The sequence below is a fragment of the Vibrio pomeroyi genome (assembly GCF_024347595.1).
GTDB lineage: Bacteria > Pseudomonadota > Gammaproteobacteria > Enterobacterales > Vibrionaceae > Vibrio > Vibrio pomeroyi.
This window is the reverse complement of record NZ_AP025506.1, coordinates 405,651-429,031: the sequence shown is the minus strand read 5'-3', so window position 1 is coordinate 429,031 and position 23,381 is coordinate 405,651. Positions and strand designations below refer to the sequence as shown.

Sequence of the window (23,381 nt, the reverse complement as noted above, 5' to 3'; positions counted from 1 at the left end):
ATTACAGTGGCTAAACCATATAAAAATGAGTAAAACCTATCTCGATAGGCACTGTGACAGATAAGCAAAAGACAACTTATGCTTCCATCCACTGCTTCCAAGCTTGAACTACATGTTCTCTTTCCATTTCGAACTTATCAATCGCCACATCCGCATCTAGGTTGAGTAGATTACGGTGATGGATTTCATCCCTTAGCGTTGTATAGGCGTTGGTCAATGCCATGCCTTGTTGCTCGTCCATGATTCCTTGTGACAACAGGCTTTCAAAGATTCGTACATTGTCACACCAGCGAGTCAGCTTAGGCTTCTCATTGCTGTATCGCAGTACTAAGTATTGAGCTAAGAACTCAACATCGGTAATACCACCCGCATCTTGTTTAAGCATGAATCGATCGGCTTTTTTACCACCAAGATGACCGCGCATTTTTTCACGCATATCCACAACAGACTTTTTAAGTGTCGCTTCATCACGAGCCAAGCACAGCACTTCATGACGTGTTTTATTGAACGCAGACGCCAACAGATCATCACCATAAATCATGCGAGCACGAGTCAGTGCTTGATGCTCCCACGTCCACGCATCATTGTGCTGATACTCATCAAAGGCATCAGTTGGGCTAACCAACAAACCTGAAGCGCCCGAAGGTCTCAGGCGAGTATCAACTTCGTACAAAATTCCAGAAGCGGTTCTGGTCGAGAAAATATGAATAATGCGCTGAGCCAACCTTAGATAAAACTGGCGTCCATCGATCTCTTTCTTACCATCAGTATAGATGTGTACCGGACAGTCGTGCATAAACACAATGTCTAGGTCTGAGTTGTAGCCAAGCTCCCAACCACCGACCTTGCCGTAACCAACAACCGCAAAACCGCGACCTTCGCGATCTTTCACATGAGTTGGTTCGCCGAATTTAGCCGACACCTGCAGCCAAGCTTGGTTAACGCCTGCCTCTACAATCGCTTCGGCCAAGTAAGTAAGGTGATCGCTGACCTTCATCACAGGCAGTACGCCCGCAATATCAGCCGCAGCAATTCTCAAGATACAGGTCTGTTTAAACTGACGCAGACCTTCCATCTGCTGCTCCATATCGTCTTCAGGAATACGGGCAAGATAGTCACGCAGTTCCGTCTTGTAAGACTCGAGCGGCACTGGGTTATAAAGCTGTTGAGGATCAATAAGTTCATCTAACAGGATTGGATAGCGACCAAGCTGCTCCGAGATCATCGGACTAGCGGTACACAAACGCACAAGCTGAGTCAACGCAGCAGGGTGTTCATCCAATAGCTCTAGGTAAGTGGTGCGTGTGACGATTTTATGCAGTAGATGAAGCACTCGAGACAAGCCAAACTCCGCATCCTTAGCGGTATACAAAGCTTGAAAGACTTTTGGCATCAGTCGATTGAGAACTTCGCGTCCTCGTGGGCCTAAGGTCTTCTTCGCCAAGTCTGCTTTAAATTGGATGATAGTTTTCGCCGCCTCTGGTGGGTTGGCGATAGCAATATCATGCTCTAGCACATGCTCAATAACGTCCGGCTTATGCGCCATATCCCACAATTCACTAAAGTGACTCGCGATAGGGTTTGCGTCTTCTTCATCAACCCCTATTAGGTCTTCAAACACGGTGTGTACATTGGCCATATGAGCGCGAGTTGCGGTAATCAAGCTATCCCAATCAGAAAACTGCATCGCGACCGCGAGCTGCAATTGTTCGAATTCCCCATCAGGCAAGGTTTGAGTTTGTTTGTCAGCCATCGCTTGAAGTAGGTTTTCAAGACGACGTAAAAATAGGTAAGCATCACGCAGGTGACCCACCTCTTCTGACTCGAGTAAATGCAGTGACTCGATAGCCGTGAGGGTTTCTAACAGCCCTCGACCTCGAAGGCTAGGTTCACGCCCACCACGAATCAATTGGAAAACTTGCGCGATAAACTCAACTTCACGAATACCACCAGAACCCAGCTTGATGTTGTTTGATAAGCCACGACGGCGCACTTCGCTGCTGATCATTGACTTCATACGACGCAAAGATTGAATCGCACTGAAATCGATATAACGACGGAAGACAAACGGGCGAAGCATCTGGCGAAGCTCTTGATATTCAGGGTACATTTCGCTACCCATCACTCGCGCTTTGACCATGGCATAGCGTTCCCAGTCACGTCCCTGTTCTTGATAGTAATCTTCCAGTGCTGCATAGCTCATCACCAATGGGCCACTCTCACCGAATGGGCGCAGGCGCATGTCGACTCGATAACAGAACCCATCAAACGTTTGCTGATCGAGCGCCTTGATAATACGCTGCCCTAAGCGCGTGAAGAACTGCGCATTGGCAATACTGCGTCTTGCACCTTGGGTTTCACCGTTCTCAGGATAGGTAAAAATCAGGTCGATATCAGAAGAGAAATTTAGCTCACCGCCACCAAGCTTACCCATGCCAATAATCAGCATCGGCTGCGCTTCGCCTTGTTCATTGCAAGGTGTGCCCCACTCTTTACAACAAATATCGTACTGCCATTGATAGGTCTCGAAGATCATCGCCTCAGCCAGCATCGATAGATGATTTAGACTTTGCTCTAACTCCCAAGAACCCATGAAGTCACGCCACGCAATATAAGTCATTTCTCGGTTGCGGAATTGGCGCAACACACGCTGACCGCTCATCTCATCAGCGCAACCAGAAAGTAGCTCTGCCAACCGTCCACGATACCCTTCTGCACGTTCTGCGAATGCCAACATCTCCGGTAAGGTCGTAGATAAGATCGTGTCGCGTTGTAAACAATCCCCCACAAAACAGCTCAACCCTAATACACGTTTGAGATCCTCAATAAGCGGCTCAGACCAAGTATTAATGGCTTCACTTTGATGTTCTAACAATTGATCAAAAGCAGACTGTGAGTGAATGACGAGTTGAGAAGGCAATGGCATGTTTCTTCCTTGTATAAGCTGCGCGACGAACGTTCGGTTATCGGTTCTAGTCTTCAATAGCGAGTTTTAAAACTAAAGCTAAGTTATACCAAAGTTACGCCAATAAAAAACGCCCACATTAGCAATGTGGGCGTTTTATCGGTTAACTTATCGAGTTAGGCCTTTCTCTCTAGAAAACAGGCTCTAGCAACAAGGATTTAGAACTCAAAGCTATACCTTAAATTGCTTAATCTTACCGTCGAGTTCTTGCGCGTTACTTTCCATAAGTTGAGAAGTTTCAAGCAGCTCGCCAACCACGACAACAGAAGCTTCAACCAGCTCACGAACATTGGTCAGATTAACGCTCATCTCTTCAGCAACACTGCTTTGTTGGCCTGCAGCGGTTGCGATTTGGAAGTTCATGTCATTGATTTGGTTTACTTGGCTTACGATACCATCTAGCTCAGAGCCCGCATTGGTCACCAGATCCACACCTTCAGCCGCTTCCACAACACTCTTTTCCATCAGCTCTACAGCCGAATTCGCACTGGTTTGTAGGTGGCTGATCATGTCTTGAATTTCTACCGTCGCTTGTTGCGTACGTTGTGCAAGGTTACGAACCTCATCAGCAACAACCGCAAAACCACGACCCGCTTCACCAGCACGCGCCGCTTCAATCGCTGCGTTTAGTGCCAGTAAGTTGGTTTGTTCTGAAATGCCTTGGATAGTACCCACAACGCTGCCGATTGAATCCACGCGCTCTTCAACTTGGTTTACCGCTGCCGCTGAAGCTGCGATATCTGAAGACAGTTCACTCATCTTAGACACAGAACCCTGAACGAACTTCTGACCCGTCAATGCTTGGCCTGATGCCTGCTCTGTTAGAGAAGAAGCACTTTGTGCATGTTCAGCCACCGTTTGAACCGTAGAGGTCATCTCGCTCATTGCCGTTGCCAGCTGATCGATCTCGTTGAACTCTTCTTGCGCCGACTCTTTGGTTTCAGACATGCTAATGGTCATCACTTCAGTCAAAGCAAACAGTTCATCTGAGGATGCAACCTGAGCTTTAACCATGTCATGCAGTTGCACTCGTGTTTTCTCAAGCTCTCGTGCCACGTCGCCATATTCATCTTTACAATCCATGTGAATTGGCACTGACAGGTTCTTGTTTGCCATGGTTTTGATTGCATCGTTTAGGTATTGGGTTTGGCGCAGCATCACACGTGCCGCCGCTAATAGAAGAACCACAAACACAATGATCATCAAGGCTGTTTGCCAAACCACTTGAACTAGGTAAGTCTCGTAATGCTGCTGTGCAACTTGCGCATTGTTCGTTACTGCAAGCAATGAATCGTAAAACGTGCTCGCGTCCCATAACTGCTTCGAAATGATCAAGATAGTGCTGAATATCATCAGCATGACCATTTTTGGAACGAGACGAACGTCAGAGATTACCCTTTCCCACGGCTTGAATGACAGTTTAGTCATTGTCAGTTCTCCATTAACTCTTATATATTGATGGCTTCTATATCCGCGAGATGGCTATTGGAGTCACAGTTCGCGATTTATTTTGAGCCTCGTATGAATGTTAAATAGTATCAAAGACACAACCAAGCCGATGAGCTTATTATCACTGATTCTCTCTTTCTTAGCGTTATTTGTGATCTCTGGCTTGTTGTTTGCGCCGATTGATAAAGAATCGAAACAAGTCCTTATCGGCCTCGATTTTATAATCTGTAGTGTTTTTCTTTTTCAGCTCACGATTGATCTATTCAGATCACAAAACAAGAAAGAATACCTAAAAGTACACTGGATCGATTTCTTAGCAAGCATCCCTATGATCGAACCGCTTCGTTTCGCTCGCATTTTTCAGATCCTGCGTGTCATTCTCGTTCTGCGTTCAAGTAAGCGAGTATTCAGAGAGCTATTTCGCAATCGTAAAGAGACCACCTTCGCCTCGATCATTCTGCTATTGGTGATCTTACTGACTATCGGCGCTGGCACGATCTTGCTGTTAGAACACAAAGATCCCAATGCCAACATCACTACGGGTCATGATGCTTTATGGTGGGCGTTTGTGACCATTAGTACTGTAGGCTATGGCGACCATTACCCAGTGACGACTTCGGGTCAGTTAGTGGCTTCGATGGTGATCATCTGCGGAGTAGGTGTATTCGGTATGATTTCAGGTTTGATTACTTCTCTGATTACCTCTCCGACTGATCTTCAAAATCAGCAACGAGAAAACAAAGAGCGCAAGTTAGATAAGATTTTAGAACAGCAACAACTGATACTTGAACGGCTAGATGCTCTGGAAAAACAAACAAAAAAATAGGGCCGAAGCCCTATTTTCAAATTCATACTTATATTGATACTGGTGTTGAGGTTAGTCTTGCCAGTATGGCTCAACTTCTACACTGATTTGGCGCGTCTGCTCCATCGCATGCAGGATAGATACCTCTTGACGAGCCAACCAGCGCTCTAGCTGAACCTTCTCATCGCCTTCTAACTTCTCAGTTAACGGCTCTAATGTTTTGAGTGCCAGCAAGTCATCAATACCTTGCACCATGTCAGCCCATGGCAGACGGAAGCTATTACGCTCCTCGTCATCGTACAAGCTCGCGAACCCCACACCCGAGTATAGATTGCGCATCAAACGGTATTGCTGATCAATATACGCTTGGCTAGTCATCACACGTTCAGGTGGGAAAGCTTCCATCAAGTCCGCCCATGTGCGATCAAGCTGCTTAACCGAAAACCATTCGATACCACGAGCCATTTGCTCACGCGCTTTTTCATCTAAGAAAGGCTGCCAACCACGAGACAGGATCCAACGACTCAGGTCTAGCAATAAACCAGTGTAACGAGCCGAACTCAGCAAGGTAAGCAAGTCTTCACGATCTGGAAGTTGCTCTTGCATCTCTTTTAGCTCAGCCACCAAGAACTTACGCGCATCGAGTTTGCGCAGCACATGGCCTTTATCTTCCAGCAAATCTTCAAAGTGGTCATAGCTTTTTAGCCACTCAAGCTCTTGCTCAAGCCACTTTAACTCTTGACGTAAAATCGCACTTGCTCGTCTTGGAACAATGCCGCCATAGATAGTGAAGGTTTGGCGAATAAAACTCAGCGAGTGACTGATCTCATGCAGCGCTTCAATCGATTGACGCTCAGTGAAGATCTGCTCGTGATAATGCCAATGAGCGAGAGCATGCTCTAAAGATTGAATGAAACACGATTCAACGGTATCACTTTTGTCAGTATCAACTAAGGTCAAAGGAGTAACTTCATCTCCTTGATAACCTTGAGCAAGACGGTAACCCTTAGCTGCTTTGCTGAGATTGCCTAGGCGCATGCCGCCTTGCTCGCAGAATTGACGAGACAGTGTAAATAGAGCATCGGTTTGACCGGATTTAAGTTCTAATTCGACTTCGCAAATTGGCTCTTGCTGGTCACCAGATTCAACAAAGCCTTGGTCAAAAGCCACTTCAACTTGGCTACCATCTGGCATACCAATCAACCACTGCTCACGAGTGAAGTTAGTAGAGAACAGAGGTGTAAGCTCAGCTTGCAGCGTTTCGATATCTTTACCTGCTGGCCAGATATCTTCTGGGTGCAGAGCGAGCTTAGGCTCATTGCTGTCATGCTCAGCGTTGTATTCCGGCCTTTGATGCAAGCCAGCAACGACACGTCCTGCGGTCTTTACGGTTTGTACAAATACGTCATCAAAGCGTCGAATGCGTAAGCCTGTATCGTGCTTACGTAGCCAGTTGTCAGGGGTGTCAAAGTAGATGTTACCTAGCTCGCGACAACTGTGCTGAAGTACTTTAGTTTCAGCAATTTTATTGCGTAAAGTCTCTGAAAAATCAGGAGAAACAAAAAACTTCAGTTCTATCTCGGTTTCCATAGTTATACCTTTCTGTGAAGATAGGGACAGGATATTGCCAATTTAAAAACTCGGCAAGTCAGAAATATCGCCCTTATGATGATCTAAAACAGTTTTAATGAGAGATTGATTAGGTTAACATGCGCGACTTTGTAGCCATCGCTTAACATTTCACCATGAATATGGTGTATGTTGTTTTAAGGTTATTATTTATTAGGTTGGATGACCATGCCAGTAAATACAATTATGGGGTTATTTGCAAAGTCCCCAATTAAACCTTTGCAGCGTCACGTAGTATGCGTGAACGAATGTTGTTCTCACCTGGTTAATTTCTTTGAAGTTTCTTCAAAGGGTGACTGGGAAAAAGCAGCTGAAATTCGAGCTCAAATTTCTCACCTTGAGAAAGAAGCTGACGTACTAAAACGTGAAATTCGCCTTAAACTTCCTCGTGGTTTGTTTATGCCGGTTGATCGCACCGATATGTTGGAGCTATTAACGCAGCAAGACAAACTTGCAAACCTAGCGAAAGACATTGCTGGCCGTGTATATGGTCGTCAACTTGTCATTCCTGCTCCTCTACAAGAAAATTTCATCGCTTACGTTAAACGTTGTCTAGATGCAGCGAACCAAGCACAAAACGTAATCAATGAACTAGACGAATTACTTGAAACTGGCTTTAAAGGCCGCGAAGTAACACTCGTTGCTGAAATGATTCATCAATTAGATGTAATTGAAGATGACACGGATGCGATGCAGATCGAACTACGCCAACAATTGATGGCGATCGAAGACGGTCTGAATCCAGTTGATATCATGTTCTTATACAAAATTCTTGAATGGGTTGGTGGTATTGCAGATCAAGCACAGCGTGTAGGCGCTCGTCTTGAAGTAATGCTTTCTCGATCTTAAATCATACGTTAACCATATAACGAAGAGCACTTTTTGAACAAACCACTTATGCGCTGAGTATTTCTCTCGCTGAGCGGTTTTTTGCGTCTAAATTTGCTCCGCTTGTTATCAAACAACTAGGTATTACGATGGATATCCTTGCTAACTACGGCACTGTCCTGATTATTGTTGCAGCAGCTTTCGGTTTCTTGATGGCTATTGGTATTGGTGCAAATGACGTTGCGAACGCAATGGGCACCTCAGTAGGCTCTAAAGCTCTAACCGTTAAACAAGCGATCATTATCGCAATGATCTTTGAATTCGCTGGTGCATATCTTGCCGGTGGCGAAGTTACCGATACGATCCGTAAAGGTGTTATCGAAACATCTCTATTCGCTCATCAACCAGATGTACTTGTGTTCGGTATGATGTCTGCACTTCTAGCTGCAGGTACATGGCTACTTCTAGCTTCATACATGGGCTGGCCTGTTTCTACTACTCACTCAATCATCGGTGCAATCATCGGTTTTGCTTGTATCTCTGTAGGTACAGAAGCAGTTGACTGGAACAGTGTTCAAGGCATTGTGGGCAGTTGGATTATCACACCTGTTATTTCCGGCTTCTTTGCTTACGTGATATTTGTGAGTGCGCAGCGACTGATCTTTGATACGGAAAACCCGCTATTCAATGCGAAGCGTTTTGTACCGGTATACATGTTCATTACTACAATGGTCATTGCACTTGTAACTATCAAGAAAGGTCTTAAGCACGTAGGTCTTCACCTAAGCAACACTGAAGCATGGGTTTGGGCTGCTGGCGTTTCTGCTCTTGTTATGATCGGCGGTTACCTATACATCCAGAAGAAATTCGCTAACCGCGAAGAAGACCACGGCTTTGCTGGCGTTGAAGGCATCTTCTCTGTACTAATGGTTATCACAGCTTGTGCGATGGCTTTCGCACACGGTTCAAACGACGTTGCAAACGCGATTGGTCCACTATCAGCTGTTGTATCTACGGTTGAGCACATGGGTGAAATCACAGGTAAGAGCACTATCGCATGGTGGATTCTTCCTCTAGGTGGCTTCGGTATCGTTGTTGGTCTTGCAACAATGGGTCATAAAGTAATGGCAACCGTTGGTACTGGTATTACAGAATTAACACCAAGCCGTGGCTTTGCTGCACAACTTGCAACTGCATGTACGGTTGTACTTGCTTCAGGTACTGGCCTTCCAATCTCTACTACACAAACACTTGTTGGTGCGGTATTGGGTGTTGGTTTTGCTCGTGGTATCGCAGCACTGAACTTAGGCGTTGTACGTAATATCGTAGCTTCTTGGATTGTGACACTACCTGCAGGTGCTCTACTTGCTGTTGTGTTCTTCTACGGAATTCAAGCTGCGTTTACTATGTAATCGCGACTGCGTTAGTGATAACTAGCGTCAGAATAGTGTGAGCTTCAGTAACGATATGTAAATGCCATGTCATTATTGACTCAAACGCACAGAAAGGGAGGCTTTGCCTCCCTTCTTTGTTGCACCGCATAAAGAAACTAAATATTATTTGCTAATTGAGGCTGACTCATCCGCCTACCCAATTTGAATCGTTAAGGGATTTACTGTGAAAAAACTGATTAGCTTAGTTTTGTTCGCAATGCTTGCGGCTCCAGCTGCCTTTGCACAAGACCGTTATATTGCTGACAAACTATTTACTTATATGCATTCTGGCCCAAACAATACCTTCCGTATCATCGGTAGTGTTGACGCTGGTGAGAAGATTACATACCTACAAACTAACAAGAGCACGGGTTACACCCAAATTCAAGACAACCGCGGCCGTAAAGGCTGGGTTGAAAGTAAGTTTGTAAGCACTCAAGAAAGCATGGCTCTGCGCATGCCTAAGCTAGAGAAAGAACTGACTGAAGTAAAAGGCAAGCTAGCAAACGCTCGTCAAAGTGCTGACAGTGAAAAAGCTGGCCTAGCGAGCTCTCTAGATTCTCGTAACAAGCAAATTGCTGAACTTGAACAGAACTACAGCGAAATTAGCCAACAGCTAACAAGCTCTCAAACAGAAAACCGTGAACTACGCGCTAAGCTAGACACGCAGAAAGATGACCTACTGCTGAAGTACTTCATGTACGGTGGTGGTGTTGCTGGTATCGGTCTACTTCTAGGCCTTGTTCTACCACACATCATGCCTCGTCGCAGAAAGTCACCAAACGGCTGGGCGTAAGCTAACCGCTTTACTTGCCTTTCACTAAGGTAAATCCAGTAGCGAATATCAAAAAGGAGCACCGAGGTGCTCCTTTTTATTTGTCTTGAATTTCTACTCAGCTACCATGCCAATTGCAACATCACTAACCTTTCCATTCGTACAATGCGGGAATTTCTATCTTCTGCTGATTGAACTCAATAACCACTGATTGCGGTTTAATCTCGAGTAACTGAATATCTTGGTCGATCCAGTCTCCTTGTGCCACTTCGTGACCATTCACTTTTACCCAACGCTTGGTTTCACTGCTTGAATACATGTGAGTCTGTAGATCTAACTTAGGTAGCACTCCAGACAAGCTATTGGTATGCGTTTCTAACTCGATGACCTGCGACCCCGCTTGTCCGGCAGGCCTAGAGTCCATCGGTTCAGGCGCATCATTTTGTTGCTCCCCCATGATGGATTCAAGCTTCAATGCCAAATCGGGTGGTAGCTCGGTCAGATCCAACCCTTGCAGCAAATCACTATCGGCTTGTAGGTCAGCACTCTCATCATTCGCACTTGATTGAACCGTTGGTTGGGTTGGTACCGGTTCTGCATTCGCTGTTGTTTGCGGTGTGCTATCGGTATTGGCCATCGCAACGGTTGTTCCACCCGCAACATTGTTGCTTTCCAGCTCAATCTGCGCATACACCTCTTGGCGCGGTAATGCTTTTAACGCTTTGCTTGTCGGAGCAACACGCACAGCAAACAAGGCATCATCTTCTGGAGGCTCGACAGCTGTTGCTTCACTCTTTGTTCCAGCAGCAACGGTTTTCGGTTCAAGCTCTGGCTTAGGCTTTGACTCTGTCATCACAGCATTAACAGATTGGTTGGCTAAGTGTGTCTGTGTCTGGCTATACGATTGATAGACCAGAACCCCACCTACCAGCAAGGAAGGAACTAAAATTAGGAGCAGCCCCATCGCTAACGATGAACCTCGTTTGTTGCTCATCCCTTTAGCAGAGCTAGGCACATGATGATTCTGGTAGCCTTTGAAGCTTGGTTTGCTAAGAGAGTGCTGATTCAGAGACGACTGTTTCCCAGAAGAGTGTTTAAGCTCATGCATAATACGTGACATTAGCTTGCCCCTCCTTCCAGTGACATCAATTTAGGGGAATCAAGCTGCGCTAATCTTTGCAGTCTTGCGAGTGTGCGTTTACCAGCGATGCCATCGACAGACATCCCTTGCCAAATCTGAAAGGCTTCCACCTTCATTTTTAACTCATTATCAAACACATCACTGCCAGACACCACTTCACCTAAGACTTCTGAAAGCAGTAAATCCAACATAGCAATCGCCTCACCTTGATAGCCCTCTTTAAGGGTCTCTCTTAACGGCTGCTTCCAAATCGCGACATAGTCGCCTTGCCATACTTGTTCTAAGGATTGCTTTGGCATCGCCAATAGCTTTTCGTTAACGAGCAGTTCGACTGAATCCTCAGACACACCATAGAGAACAGCAAATACAGGCTCTTGGTCTATTTCTAGATTGAGCACTACTGGCACGCCGAGCTCTAACAGAGACGCTAAATCAGAATGATGCTGTTCACACACAAAAACACTCTGTGGCTCACTTAAACACAAGCCATCACGCAAAGAGGATTGATATCCCCAAAGGGTGTAGAGATCTTTAATCGCAAGAGAACGGTTGGTTCCCTGCATCAAGTGTTGTTGGATATGTTTTGGCAGCACGAACTTGGTTGGCTTAGGTTCTTCAACCAATTTGGGAGTATCGGCTACTAGTGAGCGCTGAGCGTGTGCCACCACCTCAGTTTTGGCTTCACTTTCCGTCTCTGCAGGTAACCATGAATCGATATAGGATGGTGCGAAATTAAAGGTCGCAATGGCAAGACCGACACTTAATGTAGCAATACCTGCATACTGAAACATTTTTGGCGCTATACCGGTGCCACGAGGCTTCTCAACATGATACACATCCGCCTGAAAAGCCATAACCTGTTGGCAGGCTCTGCTGACGGTTTCATTGCTTGGTAACTGCTCTCCGTCATGAAAAGCCAATTGCAGCGCTTTATCACACACCAAGTTAATCAACCTTGGAATACCATGAGTGTATTGGGCGATCAGCTTGATGGAGCGATTCGAAAACAGCATCTGTTCGCCACCCGCCGTTTCCAAACGAAACGCGATGTACTTGCCGGTTTCTTCCGTATTTAGAGGCAATAGGTGATAGCGACCAGTAATGCGCTGCGCTAGCTGACGTAGTTGTGTGGTTTGTAGGTGTTGTTGCAATTCCGGTTGACCAACCAGCAACACCTTTAACAGCTTACGACTGTCGGTTTCCAAATTGGTTAGAAGGCGCAGCTGTTCCAACACATCGGCAGCGAGGTGTTGCGCTTCATCAATGACCAATAAGGTTTGAATACCGTCTGCATGGCTATCAAGCAGGAAATGATGAATAGCCTGACTCAGCTGCTTAAGCGATGCTTGTTCAGGGTAGTCGACCTCAAACTCATCACAGATAGCTTCAAGCAAATCGGTGTTGGAAAATGTAGGGTTGAGTATAAGGCCAGCTTGAGTCTGATTATCGAGTGAAGACAACATCGCTTTGGCGACGGTTGTTTTACCTGTGCCTACCTCACCAGTAAGCATCGCAAAGCCCCCACCCTCGCCTAAACCGGCTTGTAGATTCTGCATCGCTTCTTGATGACGATGACTCAAAAACAAATAACGAGAATTTGGTACAATCGAAAATGGCATCTCAACGAAGCCAAAATATTCCTTATACATGTGCTGCCCTATAATTACGATTAATGGAAAGTACCATTGCTTGCCGTAAAGTCCAGCAGTGATAAAACATTTCGAGGTGATAAGTTGCAAATATACGATAGCCTACCAAAAGAGAATGGGCTACAGCGCTATCTAGTCGGTGGGGCGGTGCGCGATAAGCTACTCAATATTAACAGCTATGATAAAGATTGGGTCGTGGTCGGCAGTACCCCTCAACAGATGGAAAGCCTTGGCTTCACTGCGGTGGGTAAAGACTTCCCGGTATTCCTGCATCCAAAAACCAAGGAAGAGCACGCACTGGCTCGCACTGAGAGAAAATCAGGCTCTGGTTACACAGGCTTCGAATGTTACTTCGCGCCGGATGTTAGCTTGAAAGAAGATCTCATGCGCCGCGATCTAACGATCAACGCCATCGCTCAAGATGACGAAGGCAACCTACACGATCCTTATCACGGCCAGCAAGATCTCTCCGATCGTATTCTTAGACACGTATCCGATGCCTTTGTTGAAGATCCACTTCGTGTGCTGCGTGTAGCTCGTTTCGCTGCCAAGCTTCACCACTTAAGCTTTACGATTGCACCTGAAACCATGTTGATGATGAGTGAAATCGTTCAATCTGGTGAACTCGCACATCTTACGGCAGAGCGTGTTTGGCAAGAGTGGCACAAGTCTCTTAGCACACCGCACCCAGAAGTGTTCCTTTCAGTGCTGAGAGAATGCGGAGCACTCGCGGTTGTTTTGCCAGAGATTGACGCTCTATTTGGTGTCCCTCAACCTGAGAAATGGCACCCTGAAATCGACACAGGTATTCACACGCTGATGGTGGCTCAACAAGCAGCGCGACTAAGCCCATCTTTACCAGTGCGCTTTGCGGCTCAAGTGCATGACTTAGGTAAAGGCGTGACACCACAAGCTGAGTGGCCAAGCCACAAAATGCACTGCCATACTGGCGTGAAGATCATCAAGAAGCTTTGTGAACGAGTAAGAGTGCCCAATGAATTCAGAGATCTCGCACTGTTAGTGTGTGAACAGCACTCGAATATCCACCGTGCAGGTGAGCTCAAGCCAACCACCTTCCTTAAGGTTCTGAACAAGTTCGATGTTTGGCGTAAACCAGACAGGCTCAACGACATTCTGCTTTGCTGCCAAGCCGACCACGCTGGTCGTAAAGGGCTAGAAGATCAACCTTATCCTCAAAAAGCTCGTTTTGAAGCGGCCTATAAAGCAGCGCTGCAAGTCGAAGTTAAGGCTATTATTGCCGATGGCTTTCAAGGTAAAGATATTCGAGAAGAGCAAGAGAAGCGCAGAGCAGCGGCAATTGAAAGCGCCCTCGCAGAACTCGCTAATCACTAATCTTCAGTGCGCTGATAAACACGCATGAAAAAGCCCGCGATTAAGCGGGCTTTTGTTTCAATCTTTACGACGAGATTGTTGTCTGCGTCTGTTATTGCATCATTAAGAAAGCAAACAGACCACAACCTAGAATTAGGCGGTAGATAACAAATGGTGTCATGCCCATACGAGAGATAAGCTTCAAGAAGAAGTGAATACAGATATAAGCACTGATGAAAGACACCGCAACGCCCGTTAGCAGAGTGCCAACATGGATTGGGTCACCGCTTGTCACCAACTTAAGACCTAAGTAACCACCAGCCAAAGTGATGATTGGGATAGACATCAAGAAAGAGAATCGAGCTGCCGCTTCACGAGTAAAGCCAAGGTAAAGCGCTGCAGTAATGGTTGCGCCAGAACGAGATGTGCCCGGGATGATCGCCATTGCTTGAGCAAGACCAATGAACAAGGCTTTTTTCCAACCCGCTTGGTATTCGTCATCACGTAGGCTTGAGTTCTTGTCCACCCACCATAGCAACAGACCAAAGACGATAGTGGTTGTCGCAATCACCCACGCGCTACGCAGGTAAAGCTCAACAATGTCTTTCATTAACAGCCCAAAGATACATGCAGGAATCGTCGCGAGAATGATCATCCATGCTAGCTTCGCTTCTTTGCTGCGATCGCCTTTAAATACCGAACCAAAGAAAGCACTCAAAAGAGACACCACTTCTTTACGGAAATAGATAACCACGGCAGCCAAAGTACCAACATGGACCGCGACATCAAAAGCCAAGCCTTGATCTTCCCAGCCTAAAACAGCAGAAGGAAGGATTAAGTGTGCAGAACTGGAAATAGGTAGAAACTCAGTAAAGCCTTGCACCAACGCCAATATAAACGCTTCAAAATAACTCATTACTTACCTTAAAAATTATAGTTTTATATCTACAACAGAGAGCGAGTCTAATTGCTGCATCTTCTGCCATATTTCACTGACGGTTCGTCCGTCTTGCGGGATCACTCTCGCAGGACAGAGATCATAAAGTGGTTGTGTTACAAAAGGATATTTATAGATATCACTGCGTGGTAATTCTGGTTCGCGCTCAGAAACCACGTCTCCAAACAGCACAATATCAAGATCGAGCTTTCGATCTTGAAGTTTGTGCGCATCTTGAGAGCGACCCCATTTAAACTCAATTTTACGAAGTTGCTGTGAAAATTCAGTCAATGAAAGTGATGTGTCGAGCTCTATCACAAAGTTATAAAACGGGTGGCTATTAAAACCCACAGGCTCACAGTGATAGATTTTAGAGCATTTAAGGTTAATCCCTAACGATTGAAGCTCTGTCCATGCCACCCTTGCATGCTTGTCGCGATCTATGTTCGTGCCAACACCAACATAGGCTACTGTCATGCTTGACCTCGTTCGATGATCACGCCAACAGCTTTTGCTTGTGGAACGGCACCCGGCTTCGCTAAGCGGATCTTAATCCAAGGCACAGAGAATTTAGTCATGATTAACTCAGCGACTTCTTCTGCCACACGCTCAACCAGTAGGAAGCGACCATTAGCAATATGGTCAAGCACAGCGGTACTCACGGTTGAGTAATCCAAAGCGTCAACAACATCATCACTCTTACCGGCTGGGCGGTTGTCATGAGCCATTTCAATATCAAGCACCAGTTTTTGTTTGATCTCTTGTTCCCAATCGTAAACACCGATCGTTGTAATTACTTCTAACTGTTCAATGAAAACTTTATCCAGTGCCATGACTTGTCCTTTTAGAGGTCGGATACCCATATTGGGGAAAAAAACGTATTATTTGCGTAATTCGAGATATGATATCAATTACTCTTGGATTGAGCATTATTTTCCCATCGTTAGGCTTATAACCGTTTAAGGACAGACATGACCCCATTGGCACTTATCATGATCATTGCTGCCTACTTACTAGGTTCAATCTCTAGTGCGGTCTTGATATGCCGAGTCTTGAGGCTCCCTGACCCAAGAACGGTGGGCTCGAATAATCCCGGAGCAACCAACGTGTTACGTGTCGGCGGTAAAGGTGCTGCCGCGTCAGTACTGCTTTGCGACATGCTCAAAGGCACCATACCGGTCTGGCTTGGCTATTACCTCAAGATCGACCCAATCATTTTAGGCGTTGTTGCCATTGCAGCCTGTCTTGGCCATATGTATCCGATCTTCTTCCATTTCAAAGGTGGTAAAGGTGTCGCAACCGCACTTGGCGCTATCGCCCCAATAGGATTCGATCTAACGGGAATGATCATGGCGACGTGGTTAGTGGTCGCGTTTTTGTTTCGTTACTCTTCTTTGGCAGCACTGGTCACCGTACTACTTGCACCTTTCTACGCTTGGTTAGTCAAACCGCAATACACACTGCCCGTGGCCATGTTGTGCTGTTTGATAGTGCTACGTCACCACCAGAATATCCGCCGACTACTCGATGGCAGCGAGCCAAAACTCGGACAAAAAAAATCGGCTTAACCTTATATACCCGTTTGAATATAAAGATTTAAGCCGACAAATTTTCGCTATCGAGAGTGCTTATAGCAGGTGCTTACCTAAAAAGCCTTTTAGCATCGTATTTACGAACTCTGGTTGCTCTAGCGAACTAATATGACCTGCGCCAGGAATCACCACTAGCTCACTCCCTGTAATGCAATCGTGCATTAGGTATGATTCAAGCACTGGGCGCGGCTTATCTTCTTGACCTACCGCAATCAACACAGGCAATGCAAAGTTCTCTACTGATTCGATCATGTCACGACGGCCAAAGACCATTCGACCGATGCGAGCCACTTCTTCCGCTTTATCACCCTGAAGTTCAGATAACTGCTGAGTAAAACCTTCAACCAAATCTGGTGTGTTGGTTTGAGCATCGTTTGCGAAGAACAGTGGCACCACAGCTTCAACAATCGGTTGAGGAACCATCTTAGTTTGAGTGATGGTGTCTAACATGTTGAAGTATTTAGCGTGCGCAACTTCTGGCTCTAGACCCACAAAGGTATCCATTAATACCAGTGACTGAATTCGCGTAGGTGCTAATTCGGCAAGCTCCGTTCCCCACATACCTCCAACCGATAAACCAACAACTGAAAACTTATCGATGTTTAGGTGATCAAGCAGTGCCAAAACATGTTGAGCGTAATCTTTCAGGTTACGCATTGCACTCGGTGCCGCTTCAGATTCACCATGAGACCAAAGCTCAGGTACAATACAACGGTACTGAGTTTTCAACGCCTCAATCTGCGGCTTCCACATCGCGCTATCCCAAAGGTAGCTGTGACCCAATACAACAACCGGGCCCTCACCTTCATCTAGGTACGCCATCGATTGATTGTCTACAGTGAACTTGTTCATCTTCTTCCCTAATCTCTATCAGCAATAATTTATCGACATATAGTCGGTAAGCTAGGATATAAAAACGGCCGCACTAGGCGACCGTTTATCGAAACATCTTGATGTATTAAGCAATTGGCTCTAATTGGTCAATCGGCCAACGTGGTGTAGCTTGAACTGAAAGGTCAGCGGTTTCACCATTTTTCAGGCGCTGCATACCCGCATAAGCGATCATGGCACCGTTATCAGTACAGAACTCGGTGCGTGGGTAGTACACCTCACCACCAATTTTCTTAGCAAGCGCTTCAAGCTCAACACGCAGTTGCTTGTTTGCACTTACACCACCAGCAATCACTATACGTTTCATGCCTGTCTGTTCCAAGGCACGCTTACACTTGATTACCAAGGTGCCACAAACCGCTTCTTGGAATGCGTAAGCAATGTCCGCGCGAGTTTGATCATCGTTGTCATTGTCACGAATCGTATTCGCTGCAAATGTTTTTAGACCAGAGAAACTCATGTCGAGCCCCGGACGATCGGTCATAGGACGAGGGAACTTAAAGCGACCTGGCGTTCCTTTCTCTGCTAATCGAGAAAGCAACGGGCCACCTGGGTAATCTAAGCCCATCAGCTTAGCCGTTTTATCAAAGGCTTCACCCGCCGCATCATCAATCGATTCGCCAAGGATCTTGTATTCACCAATACCTTTCACTTCAACCATCATGGTGTGACCGCCAGAAACCAGCAGTGCCACAAATGGGAACGGCGGTGGATTATCTTCTAGCATTGGCGCAAGAAGGTGACCTTCCATGTGGTGAACAGGTACTGCCGGTACGCCCCAAGCGTAAGCAATACTGCGGCCAATCGTTGCGCCAACAAGCAATGCGCCAACCAAACCTGGGCCAGCCGTGTAAGCCACACCATCAATATCTTTCGATGTTAGGTTAGCTTCCGCTAAAGCGGCTTTAATCAGTGGAATGGTCTTTTTCACGTGGTCACGTGAAGCAAGCTCAGGTACCACACCACCGTAATCGGCGTGCAGTTTTACTTGGCTATATAATTGATGAGAAAGCAGCCCCTGCTCATCATCATAAATTGCGATTCCTGTTTCATCACAAGAGGTTTCAATACCAATAATGCGCATAATTTTCTCGGCACGCTTTCGTCTAAAATGGGAAATTAGCGCAATATTACCCTGCCTAAGCTCTTCAAACAAATATTGTACAGACTATAATCGACAAAGTGCTTTACAAAGCTACTGTGATCGGATTAAAATTCCGCACCATTTTTGATCAAGCTGGTTAATGGCCAAACGCGAATAGAGAGTTAGCTCGATGGGTAACTTCTCTGATTTGGTACTGAGTAGCCAGCGATAATGAATAACCCCTGAGGTGAAAGGCATATGCCAATAGTTAAAGTACGTGAAAACGAACCGTTCGACGTTGCACTACGTCGTTTCAAGCGCTCTTGTGAAAAAGCAGGTATCCTTTCTGAAGTTCGCCGTCGCGAGCATTACGAAAAGCCAACTACAGTTCGCAAACGCGCTAAAGCAGCAGCTCAAAAGCGTCACGCTAAGAAGCTAGCTCGCGAAAACGCACGTCGCGTTCGCCTGTACTAATAACTTAATCCATAAGGACTGAGTTATGGCTCTTATTGAACAACTCAAAGAAGAGCAAAAATTAGCGATGAAAGCCAAGGACAAACCGCGCCTTGGCACTATCCGCTTAGCTCTTTCAGCAATTAAGCAACGTGAAGTTGACGAACGGATCACTCTGAACGACGACGACATTCTTGCTGTATTAGTTAAAATGGTTAAGCAACGTCGCGATTCTGTTGCTCAATATGAATCGGCAAATCGTCAAGATCTTGCTGACGTGGAAAAAGCAGAAATTGCTGTACTTGAAGGCTTTATGCCTCAACCGCTAACTGATGAAGAAGTTATTGCACTACTTGATAGCGCAATTGCAGAAGCTCAACCTGCGGGCATGCAAGACATGGGTAAAGTAATGGCTATCTTGAAACCACAAATTCAAGGGCGTGCAGATATGGGTAAAGTTAGTGGTTTAGTTCGTTCTAAACTCGCTTAATCCCAAATCAAATTGCAACAAGCCGTGCAATCCTTCGGAACGCACGGCTTGTTTGTATCTGTAACCTATTCAAACTATTATTATCCACACTCTCAGTTAGTGCATTTTTCTAAGGTTTTATGGCAGGACACATCCCGCGTAGTTTCATCGATGATCTCCTAGCTCGTCTCGACATTGTCGACATTGTGGACGCACGCGTGAAACTTAAGAAAAAAGGCAAAAACTATGGTGCTTGTTGCCCATTCCACAACGAAAAGACCCCTTCTTTTAGCGTAAGCCAAGAAAAACAGTTTTATCACTGCTTTGGTTGTGGCGTACACGGTAATGCTATCGACTTCATTATGGAGTTCGAACGTCTCGATTTTGTTGAAGCCATTGAAGAACTAGCTTCTTACTTAGGGCTCGATGTTCCTAGAGAACAGCGCAGCGGCGAGATATCAACAACACCTAGAGCCAACAGCGAACAAAAACGTAACCTATATGATTTGATGGGCGGCATCAGCCAGTTCTATCGCTCTCAGCTGAAAATATCAGCCAACAAACCAGCGATTGAATACCTAAAGAATCGCGGCCTATCTGGCGAAATCGTCCAGAAGTTTGGCATTGGTTATGTGGCGGATGAGTGGGACTTAGTTCGTAAGAACTTTGGCCAACAGAAAGAAGCCCAAGACATGCTCGTGACCGGCGGCATGTTAATAGAGAACGATAAAGGTAACCGATACGACCGATTCCGTGGACGCGTGATGTTCCCGATTCGCGATCGTCGCGGCCGTGTGATTGGTTTTGGTGGTCGTGTCTTAGAAGACGGAACACCAAAATATCTGAACTCACCGGAAACACCTATCTTCCATAAAGGTAAAGAGCTTTACGGCCTTTATGAAGTGTTGCAAGCCTACCGTGAACCGCCGCAAGTACTTGTGGTTGAAGGTTACATGGATGTCGTAGCTCTTGCGCAATACGGTGTCGATTATTCAGTGGCATCACTGGGTACCTCAACAACTGGCGACCACATTCAAATGTTGTTCCGCCAAACCAGCACTGTGGTTTGTTGTTACGATGGTGACCGAGCAGGTAAAGAAGCCGCGTGGCGTGCATTAGAAAATGCCCTTGAGTACCTGAAAACGGGGAACACACTCAAGTTTCTATTCTTGCCAGACGGTGAAGACCCAGATAGCTATATAAGAGAGCACGGCAAAGCCGCTTTCGAACAGCTCGTTCATAATGCGACGCCGCTTTCGACCTATTTGTTCGATAACCTGATTGAAATACATAAGTTGAACTTGGGAACAACGGAAGGAAAATCGGCACTGCGTGCACACGCTAGCGCCTTGATTAACAAAATTCCTGACAGTTACTTCCAAGAACTGCTCGAAAAACTGCTCGATGAGCGGACTGGATTTGATAACCAATTGCGACGTGCACGAGTTCATACACAGAACCCGACACCTCAACCGCATAAAGAGCTGAAGCGCACTCCAATGCGTGAAGTTATCGCTTTGCTTATCCAAAATCCGAGCTATGCTGATATGGTACCGGATTTATCAAGTGTCAAAGGCTTACAGTTGCCTGGACTAAGTTTATTCGTCGAAGTACTTGATAAATGCCACGAGCATCCCCATATCAACACAGGCCAATTATTAGAGCATTGGCGACACAATAAACATGAGGCTCTTCTGTCTCGTCTCGCGAGCTGGGAAATCCCCCTCGACGAAGACAATCAAGAAGACATATTTTTAGACTCATTGGACAATATACTTGCCCAGTGCGTTGAAAAACAAATTGAAAACCTGCAGGCCAAAGCAAGAAGCGTCGGTTTATCAGCCGAAGAAAAAAGGGAGCTACTAGCTTTAATGCTAGATCTAAAAGCGTAACCCTGTTTGATTAGTCAGCATTTAATAAATTTGTTAACATAATTGGTTTGCATTTGAGAATGCAACGTCCTTCACCAGACCTGAAGTTGGATATCATCTATGGATCAAAATCCGCAGTCACAGCTTAAATTACTTGTTATTAAAGGCAAGGAACAAGGCTATCTGACCTACGCCGAAGTAAACGACCACCTACCTGCAGAAATCGTGGATTCTGAACAGGTAGAAGACATCATTCAAATGATTAACGACATGGGTATCAAGGTAGTTGAAACTGCACCTGATGCTGATGATCTAGCACTTAATGATGACGATGCCAATATAGATGAAGATGCAGCCGAAGCTGCAGCTGCTGCGCTTTCAAGCGTAGAAAGCGAGATTGGCCGTACTACTGACCCAGTTCGTATGTACATGCGTGAAATGGGTACGGTTGAACTACTGACTCGTGAAGGCGAAATCGACATTGCGAAACGTATTGAAGATGGTATCAATACGGTTCAACTTTCTGTTGCTGAGTACCCAGGCACTATTCCATACATCTTGGAACAGTTTGACCGCGTACAAGCAGAAGAGATTCGCTTAACAGACCTAATCAATGGCTTTGTTGACCCAGATGACGATGGCACTGCTGCGCCAACGGCAACTCACATCGGTTCAGAACTTGCTGAAACAGATCTGGAAGACGAAGACAAAGAAGACGCTGAAGACGACGAGGAAGAGGAAGAAGAAGATACAGGTATTGATCCTGAGCTTGCTCTTGAGAAGTTCACAGCACTTCGTACTAGCTACCAGAATCGTCAACTAGCGATCAACGAGTACGGCCATGAAAGCCCGAAAGCTATGCTTGCAACAACAATGATGCAAGACGTATTCAAAGAGTTTCGTCTTACACCAAAACAGTTTGATTACCTAGTAAACGAACTGCGTAACTCTATGGATCGTGTACGTACCCAAGAACGCCTAATCATGCGTCAAACGGTTGAGTACGGCAAAATGCCGAAGAAATCTTTCATTGCTCTATTTACTGGCAACGAATCTAGCGAAGCATGGTTGGATGAAGTTCTTGCTTCTGACAAGCCATACGCAGAAAAGATCAAACGTAACGAGAATGACATCCGTCGCTCAATCCAAAAACTGGATATGATCGAGAAAGAGACGTCTCTTACTGTTCAAAGCATTAAAGACATCAGCCGTCGTATGTCTATCGGTGAAGCGAAAGCTCGTCGTGCGAAGAAAGAGATGGTTGAAGCGAACTTACGTCTAGTAATCTCGATTGCTAAGAAGTACACAAACCGTGGTCTACAATTCCTGGATCTAATCCAAGAAGGTAACATCGGTCTGATGAAAGCCGTAGATAAGTTTGAATACCGTCGTGGTTACAAGTTCTCTACTTACGCTACTTGGTGGATCCGTCAAGCAATCACTCGTTCGATTGCCGACCAAGCTCGCACTATCCGTATTCCGGTTCACATGATCGAAACGATCAACAAACTAAACCGTATCTCTCGTCAAATGCTACAAGAGATGGGTCGTGAACCACTTCCGGAAGAGTTGGCTGAACGCATGCAAATGCCTGAAGACAAGATCCGTAAAGTACTGAAAATCGCTAAAGAGCCAATCTCAATGGAGACACCAATCGGTGACGACGAAGATTCGCACCTAGGTGATTTCATCGAGGATACAACGCTAGAACTACCTCTAGACTCTGCAACGGCAACAAGCCTACGCGGTGCAACGAAAGACGTTCTTGCTGGCCTAACACCTCGTGAAGCTAAAGTACTGCGTATGCGTTTCGGTATCGACATGAACACTGACCACACTCTCGAAGAAGTTGGTAAGCAGTTCGACGTAACTCGTGAACGTATCCGTCAGATCGAAGCAAAAGCACTGCGTAAACTTCGTCACCCAAGCCGCTCAGAAACTCTGCGTAGCTTCCTAGACGAGTAATCGCACACTCAAGTGTGGTTAGCTTTTAAGCATAAATAAGAAAAGGTGAGCGTTGGCTCACCTTTTTTTTATCCGTGTGATTTAAGTGGCTAAGATGTAAGCGGAATTGCCCC

At 45.9% G+C, this 23,381-nt stretch carries 20 protein-coding genes; 10 read left to right on the top strand and 10 right to left on the bottom strand.

What is annotated here, in order from left to right:
• Nucleotides 1-76: 76 nt before the first annotated feature.
• Nucleotides 77-2,926, bottom strand: a complete 2,850-nt coding sequence (glnE, locus tag OCV12_RS01925; protein WP_261885235.1) for a bifunctional [glutamate--ammonia ligase]-adenylyl-L-tyrosine phosphorylase/[glutamate--ammonia-ligase] adenylyltransferase — start codon at nucleotides 2,924-2,926, stop codon at nucleotides 77-79.
• 210 nt (nucleotides 2,927-3,136) lie between these two features.
• Entirely contained in the window at nucleotides 3,137-4,393 is a 1,257-nt protein-coding gene (locus OCV12_RS01920) for a methyl-accepting chemotaxis protein (protein ID WP_261885234.1), read from the bottom strand.
• 97 nt (nucleotides 4,394-4,490) lie between these two features.
• On the opposite strand from OCV12_RS01920, the gene OCV12_RS01915 reads away from it, so the two are divergent.
• Complete coding sequence (locus tag OCV12_RS01915; RefSeq protein ID WP_261885233.1) at nucleotides 4,491-5,240, top strand: potassium channel family protein; 750 nt, start codon at nucleotides 4,491-4,493, stop codon at nucleotides 5,238-5,240.
• Between the two features lie 51 nt (nucleotides 5,241-5,291).
• Here OCV12_RS01915 and OCV12_RS01910 read toward each other — a convergent pair whose 3' ends face one another.
• Nucleotides 5,292-6,809, bottom strand: a complete 1,518-nt coding sequence (locus OCV12_RS01910; RefSeq protein ID WP_017629375.1) for a CYTH and CHAD domain-containing protein — start codon at nucleotides 6,807-6,809, stop codon at nucleotides 5,292-5,294.
• Between the two features lie 207 nt (nucleotides 6,810-7,016).
• Here OCV12_RS01910 and OCV12_RS01905 point away from each other — a divergent pair, with 207 nt between their 5' ends.
• The 3 genes from OCV12_RS01905 to OCV12_RS01895 all read left to right on the top strand — a co-directional run bounded on the left by OCV12_RS01905 (nucleotide 7,017) and on the right by OCV12_RS01895 (nucleotide 9,905).
• The gene (locus OCV12_RS01905) at nucleotides 7,017-7,697 is read left to right on the top strand and encodes a TIGR00153 family protein (RefSeq protein WP_017629376.1); all 681 of its coding nucleotides are present in this window, start codon (nucleotides 7,017-7,019) and stop codon (nucleotides 7,695-7,697) included.
• A 128-nt stretch (nucleotides 7,698-7,825) separates the two neighbouring features.
• Complete coding sequence (locus tag OCV12_RS01900) at nucleotides 7,826-9,088, top strand: inorganic phosphate transporter (protein ID WP_176680882.1); 1,263 nt, start codon at nucleotides 7,826-7,828, stop codon at nucleotides 9,086-9,088.
• A gap of 205 nt (nucleotides 9,089-9,293) precedes the next feature.
• Entirely contained in the window at nucleotides 9,294-9,905 is a 612-nt protein-coding gene (locus OCV12_RS01895; RefSeq protein WP_017629377.1) for a TIGR04211 family SH3 domain-containing protein, read from the top strand.
• Between the two features lie 124 nt (nucleotides 9,906-10,029).
• Here the strand turns inward: OCV12_RS01895 and OCV12_RS01890 are convergent, their stop codons facing one another.
• Both OCV12_RS01890 and OCV12_RS01885 read right to left on the bottom strand, forming a co-directional pair.
• Nucleotides 10,030-11,004: a general secretion pathway protein GspB gene (locus tag OCV12_RS01890; protein WP_261885232.1), complete on the bottom strand. Its 975-nt coding sequence runs from the start codon at nucleotides 11,002-11,004 to the stop codon at nucleotides 10,030-10,032.
• Nucleotides 11,004-12,674, bottom strand: coding sequence for an ExeA family protein (locus OCV12_RS01885; RefSeq protein ID WP_261885231.1), 1,671 nt, complete (start codon nucleotides 12,672-12,674; stop codon nucleotides 11,004-11,006). The genes OCV12_RS01890 and OCV12_RS01885 overlap by 1 nt, the downstream gene beginning before the upstream one ends.
• Before the next feature lie 36 nt (nucleotides 12,675-12,710).
• Here OCV12_RS01885 and OCV12_RS01880 point away from each other — a divergent pair, with 36 nt between their 5' ends.
• Nucleotides 12,711-14,027: a multifunctional CCA addition/repair protein gene (locus OCV12_RS01880; RefSeq protein WP_261885230.1), complete on the top strand. Its 1,317-nt coding sequence runs from the start codon at nucleotides 12,711-12,713 to the stop codon at nucleotides 14,025-14,027.
• Between the two features lie 91 nt (nucleotides 14,028-14,118).
• Here the strand turns inward: OCV12_RS01880 and OCV12_RS01875 are convergent, their stop codons facing one another.
• From OCV12_RS01875 to folB, 3 genes are read right to left on the bottom strand one after another with little or no spacing between them, the layout of a single operon-like run.
• On the bottom strand, nucleotides 14,119-14,922 hold the full coding sequence (locus OCV12_RS01875) for an undecaprenyl-diphosphate phosphatase (protein WP_239848597.1): 804 nt from the start codon (nucleotides 14,920-14,922) through the stop codon (nucleotides 14,119-14,121).
• 15 nt (nucleotides 14,923-14,937) lie between these two features.
• Nucleotides 14,938-15,420 (bottom strand): 2-amino-4-hydroxy-6-hydroxymethyldihydropteridine diphosphokinase, encoded by a 483-nt coding sequence (folK, locus tag OCV12_RS01870; RefSeq protein ID WP_123287345.1) that lies wholly within the window; start codon nucleotides 15,418-15,420, stop codon nucleotides 14,938-14,940.
• A complete protein-coding gene (folB, locus tag OCV12_RS01865) occupies nucleotides 15,417-15,776 on the bottom strand; it encodes a dihydroneopterin aldolase (RefSeq protein ID WP_017629383.1) in 360 nt (119 codons plus the stop codon). Before folB ends, folK begins: the two co-directional genes overlap by 4 nt.
• A gap of 138 nt (nucleotides 15,777-15,914) precedes the next feature.
• Here folB and plsY point away from each other — a divergent pair, with 138 nt between their 5' ends.
• A complete protein-coding gene (gene plsY, locus OCV12_RS01860; protein ID WP_017629384.1) occupies nucleotides 15,915-16,511 on the top strand; it encodes a glycerol-3-phosphate 1-O-acyltransferase PlsY in 597 nt (198 codons plus the stop codon).
• Nucleotides 16,512-16,571: 60 nt separating this feature from the next.
• Here the strand turns inward: plsY and OCV12_RS01855 are convergent, their stop codons facing one another.
• Nucleotides 16,572-17,387 carry an alpha/beta fold hydrolase gene (locus tag OCV12_RS01855; protein ID WP_261885229.1) on the bottom strand — a complete coding sequence of 272 codons (816 nt, stop codon included), beginning with the start codon at nucleotides 17,385-17,387 and terminating at the stop codon, nucleotides 16,572-16,574.
• A 106-nt stretch (nucleotides 17,388-17,493) separates the two neighbouring features.
• The gene (gene tsaD / locus OCV12_RS01850; RefSeq protein WP_017629386.1) at nucleotides 17,494-18,510 is read right to left on the bottom strand and encodes a tRNA (adenosine(37)-N6)-threonylcarbamoyltransferase complex transferase subunit TsaD; all 1,017 of its coding nucleotides are present in this window, start codon (nucleotides 18,508-18,510) and stop codon (nucleotides 17,494-17,496) included.
• Nucleotides 18,511-18,768: 258 nt separating this feature from the next.
• Here tsaD and rpsU point away from each other — a divergent pair, with 258 nt between their 5' ends.
• The 4 genes from rpsU to rpoD all read left to right on the top strand — a co-directional run bounded on the left by rpsU (nucleotide 18,769) and on the right by rpoD (nucleotide 23,268).
• The gene (gene rpsU, locus OCV12_RS01845; RefSeq protein ID WP_004396009.1) at nucleotides 18,769-18,984 is read left to right on the top strand and encodes a 30S ribosomal protein S21; all 216 of its coding nucleotides are present in this window, start codon (nucleotides 18,769-18,771) and stop codon (nucleotides 18,982-18,984) included.
• A gap of 25 nt (nucleotides 18,985-19,009) precedes the next feature.
• The gene (locus OCV12_RS01840) at nucleotides 19,010-19,453 is read left to right on the top strand and encodes a GatB/YqeY domain-containing protein (protein WP_123326438.1); all 444 of its coding nucleotides are present in this window, start codon (nucleotides 19,010-19,012) and stop codon (nucleotides 19,451-19,453) included.
• A 119-nt stretch (nucleotides 19,454-19,572) separates the two neighbouring features.
• Nucleotides 19,573-21,324, top strand: a complete 1,752-nt coding sequence (gene dnaG, locus OCV12_RS01835) for a DNA primase (RefSeq protein WP_176680876.1) — start codon at nucleotides 19,573-19,575, stop codon at nucleotides 21,322-21,324.
• A 99-nt stretch (nucleotides 21,325-21,423) separates the two neighbouring features.
• Nucleotides 21,424-23,268 carry an RNA polymerase sigma factor RpoD gene (gene rpoD, locus OCV12_RS01830; RefSeq protein ID WP_017629389.1) on the top strand — a complete coding sequence of 615 codons (1,845 nt, stop codon included), beginning with the start codon at nucleotides 21,424-21,426 and terminating at the stop codon, nucleotides 23,266-23,268.
• Nucleotides 23,269-23,381: the final 113 nt, after the last annotated feature.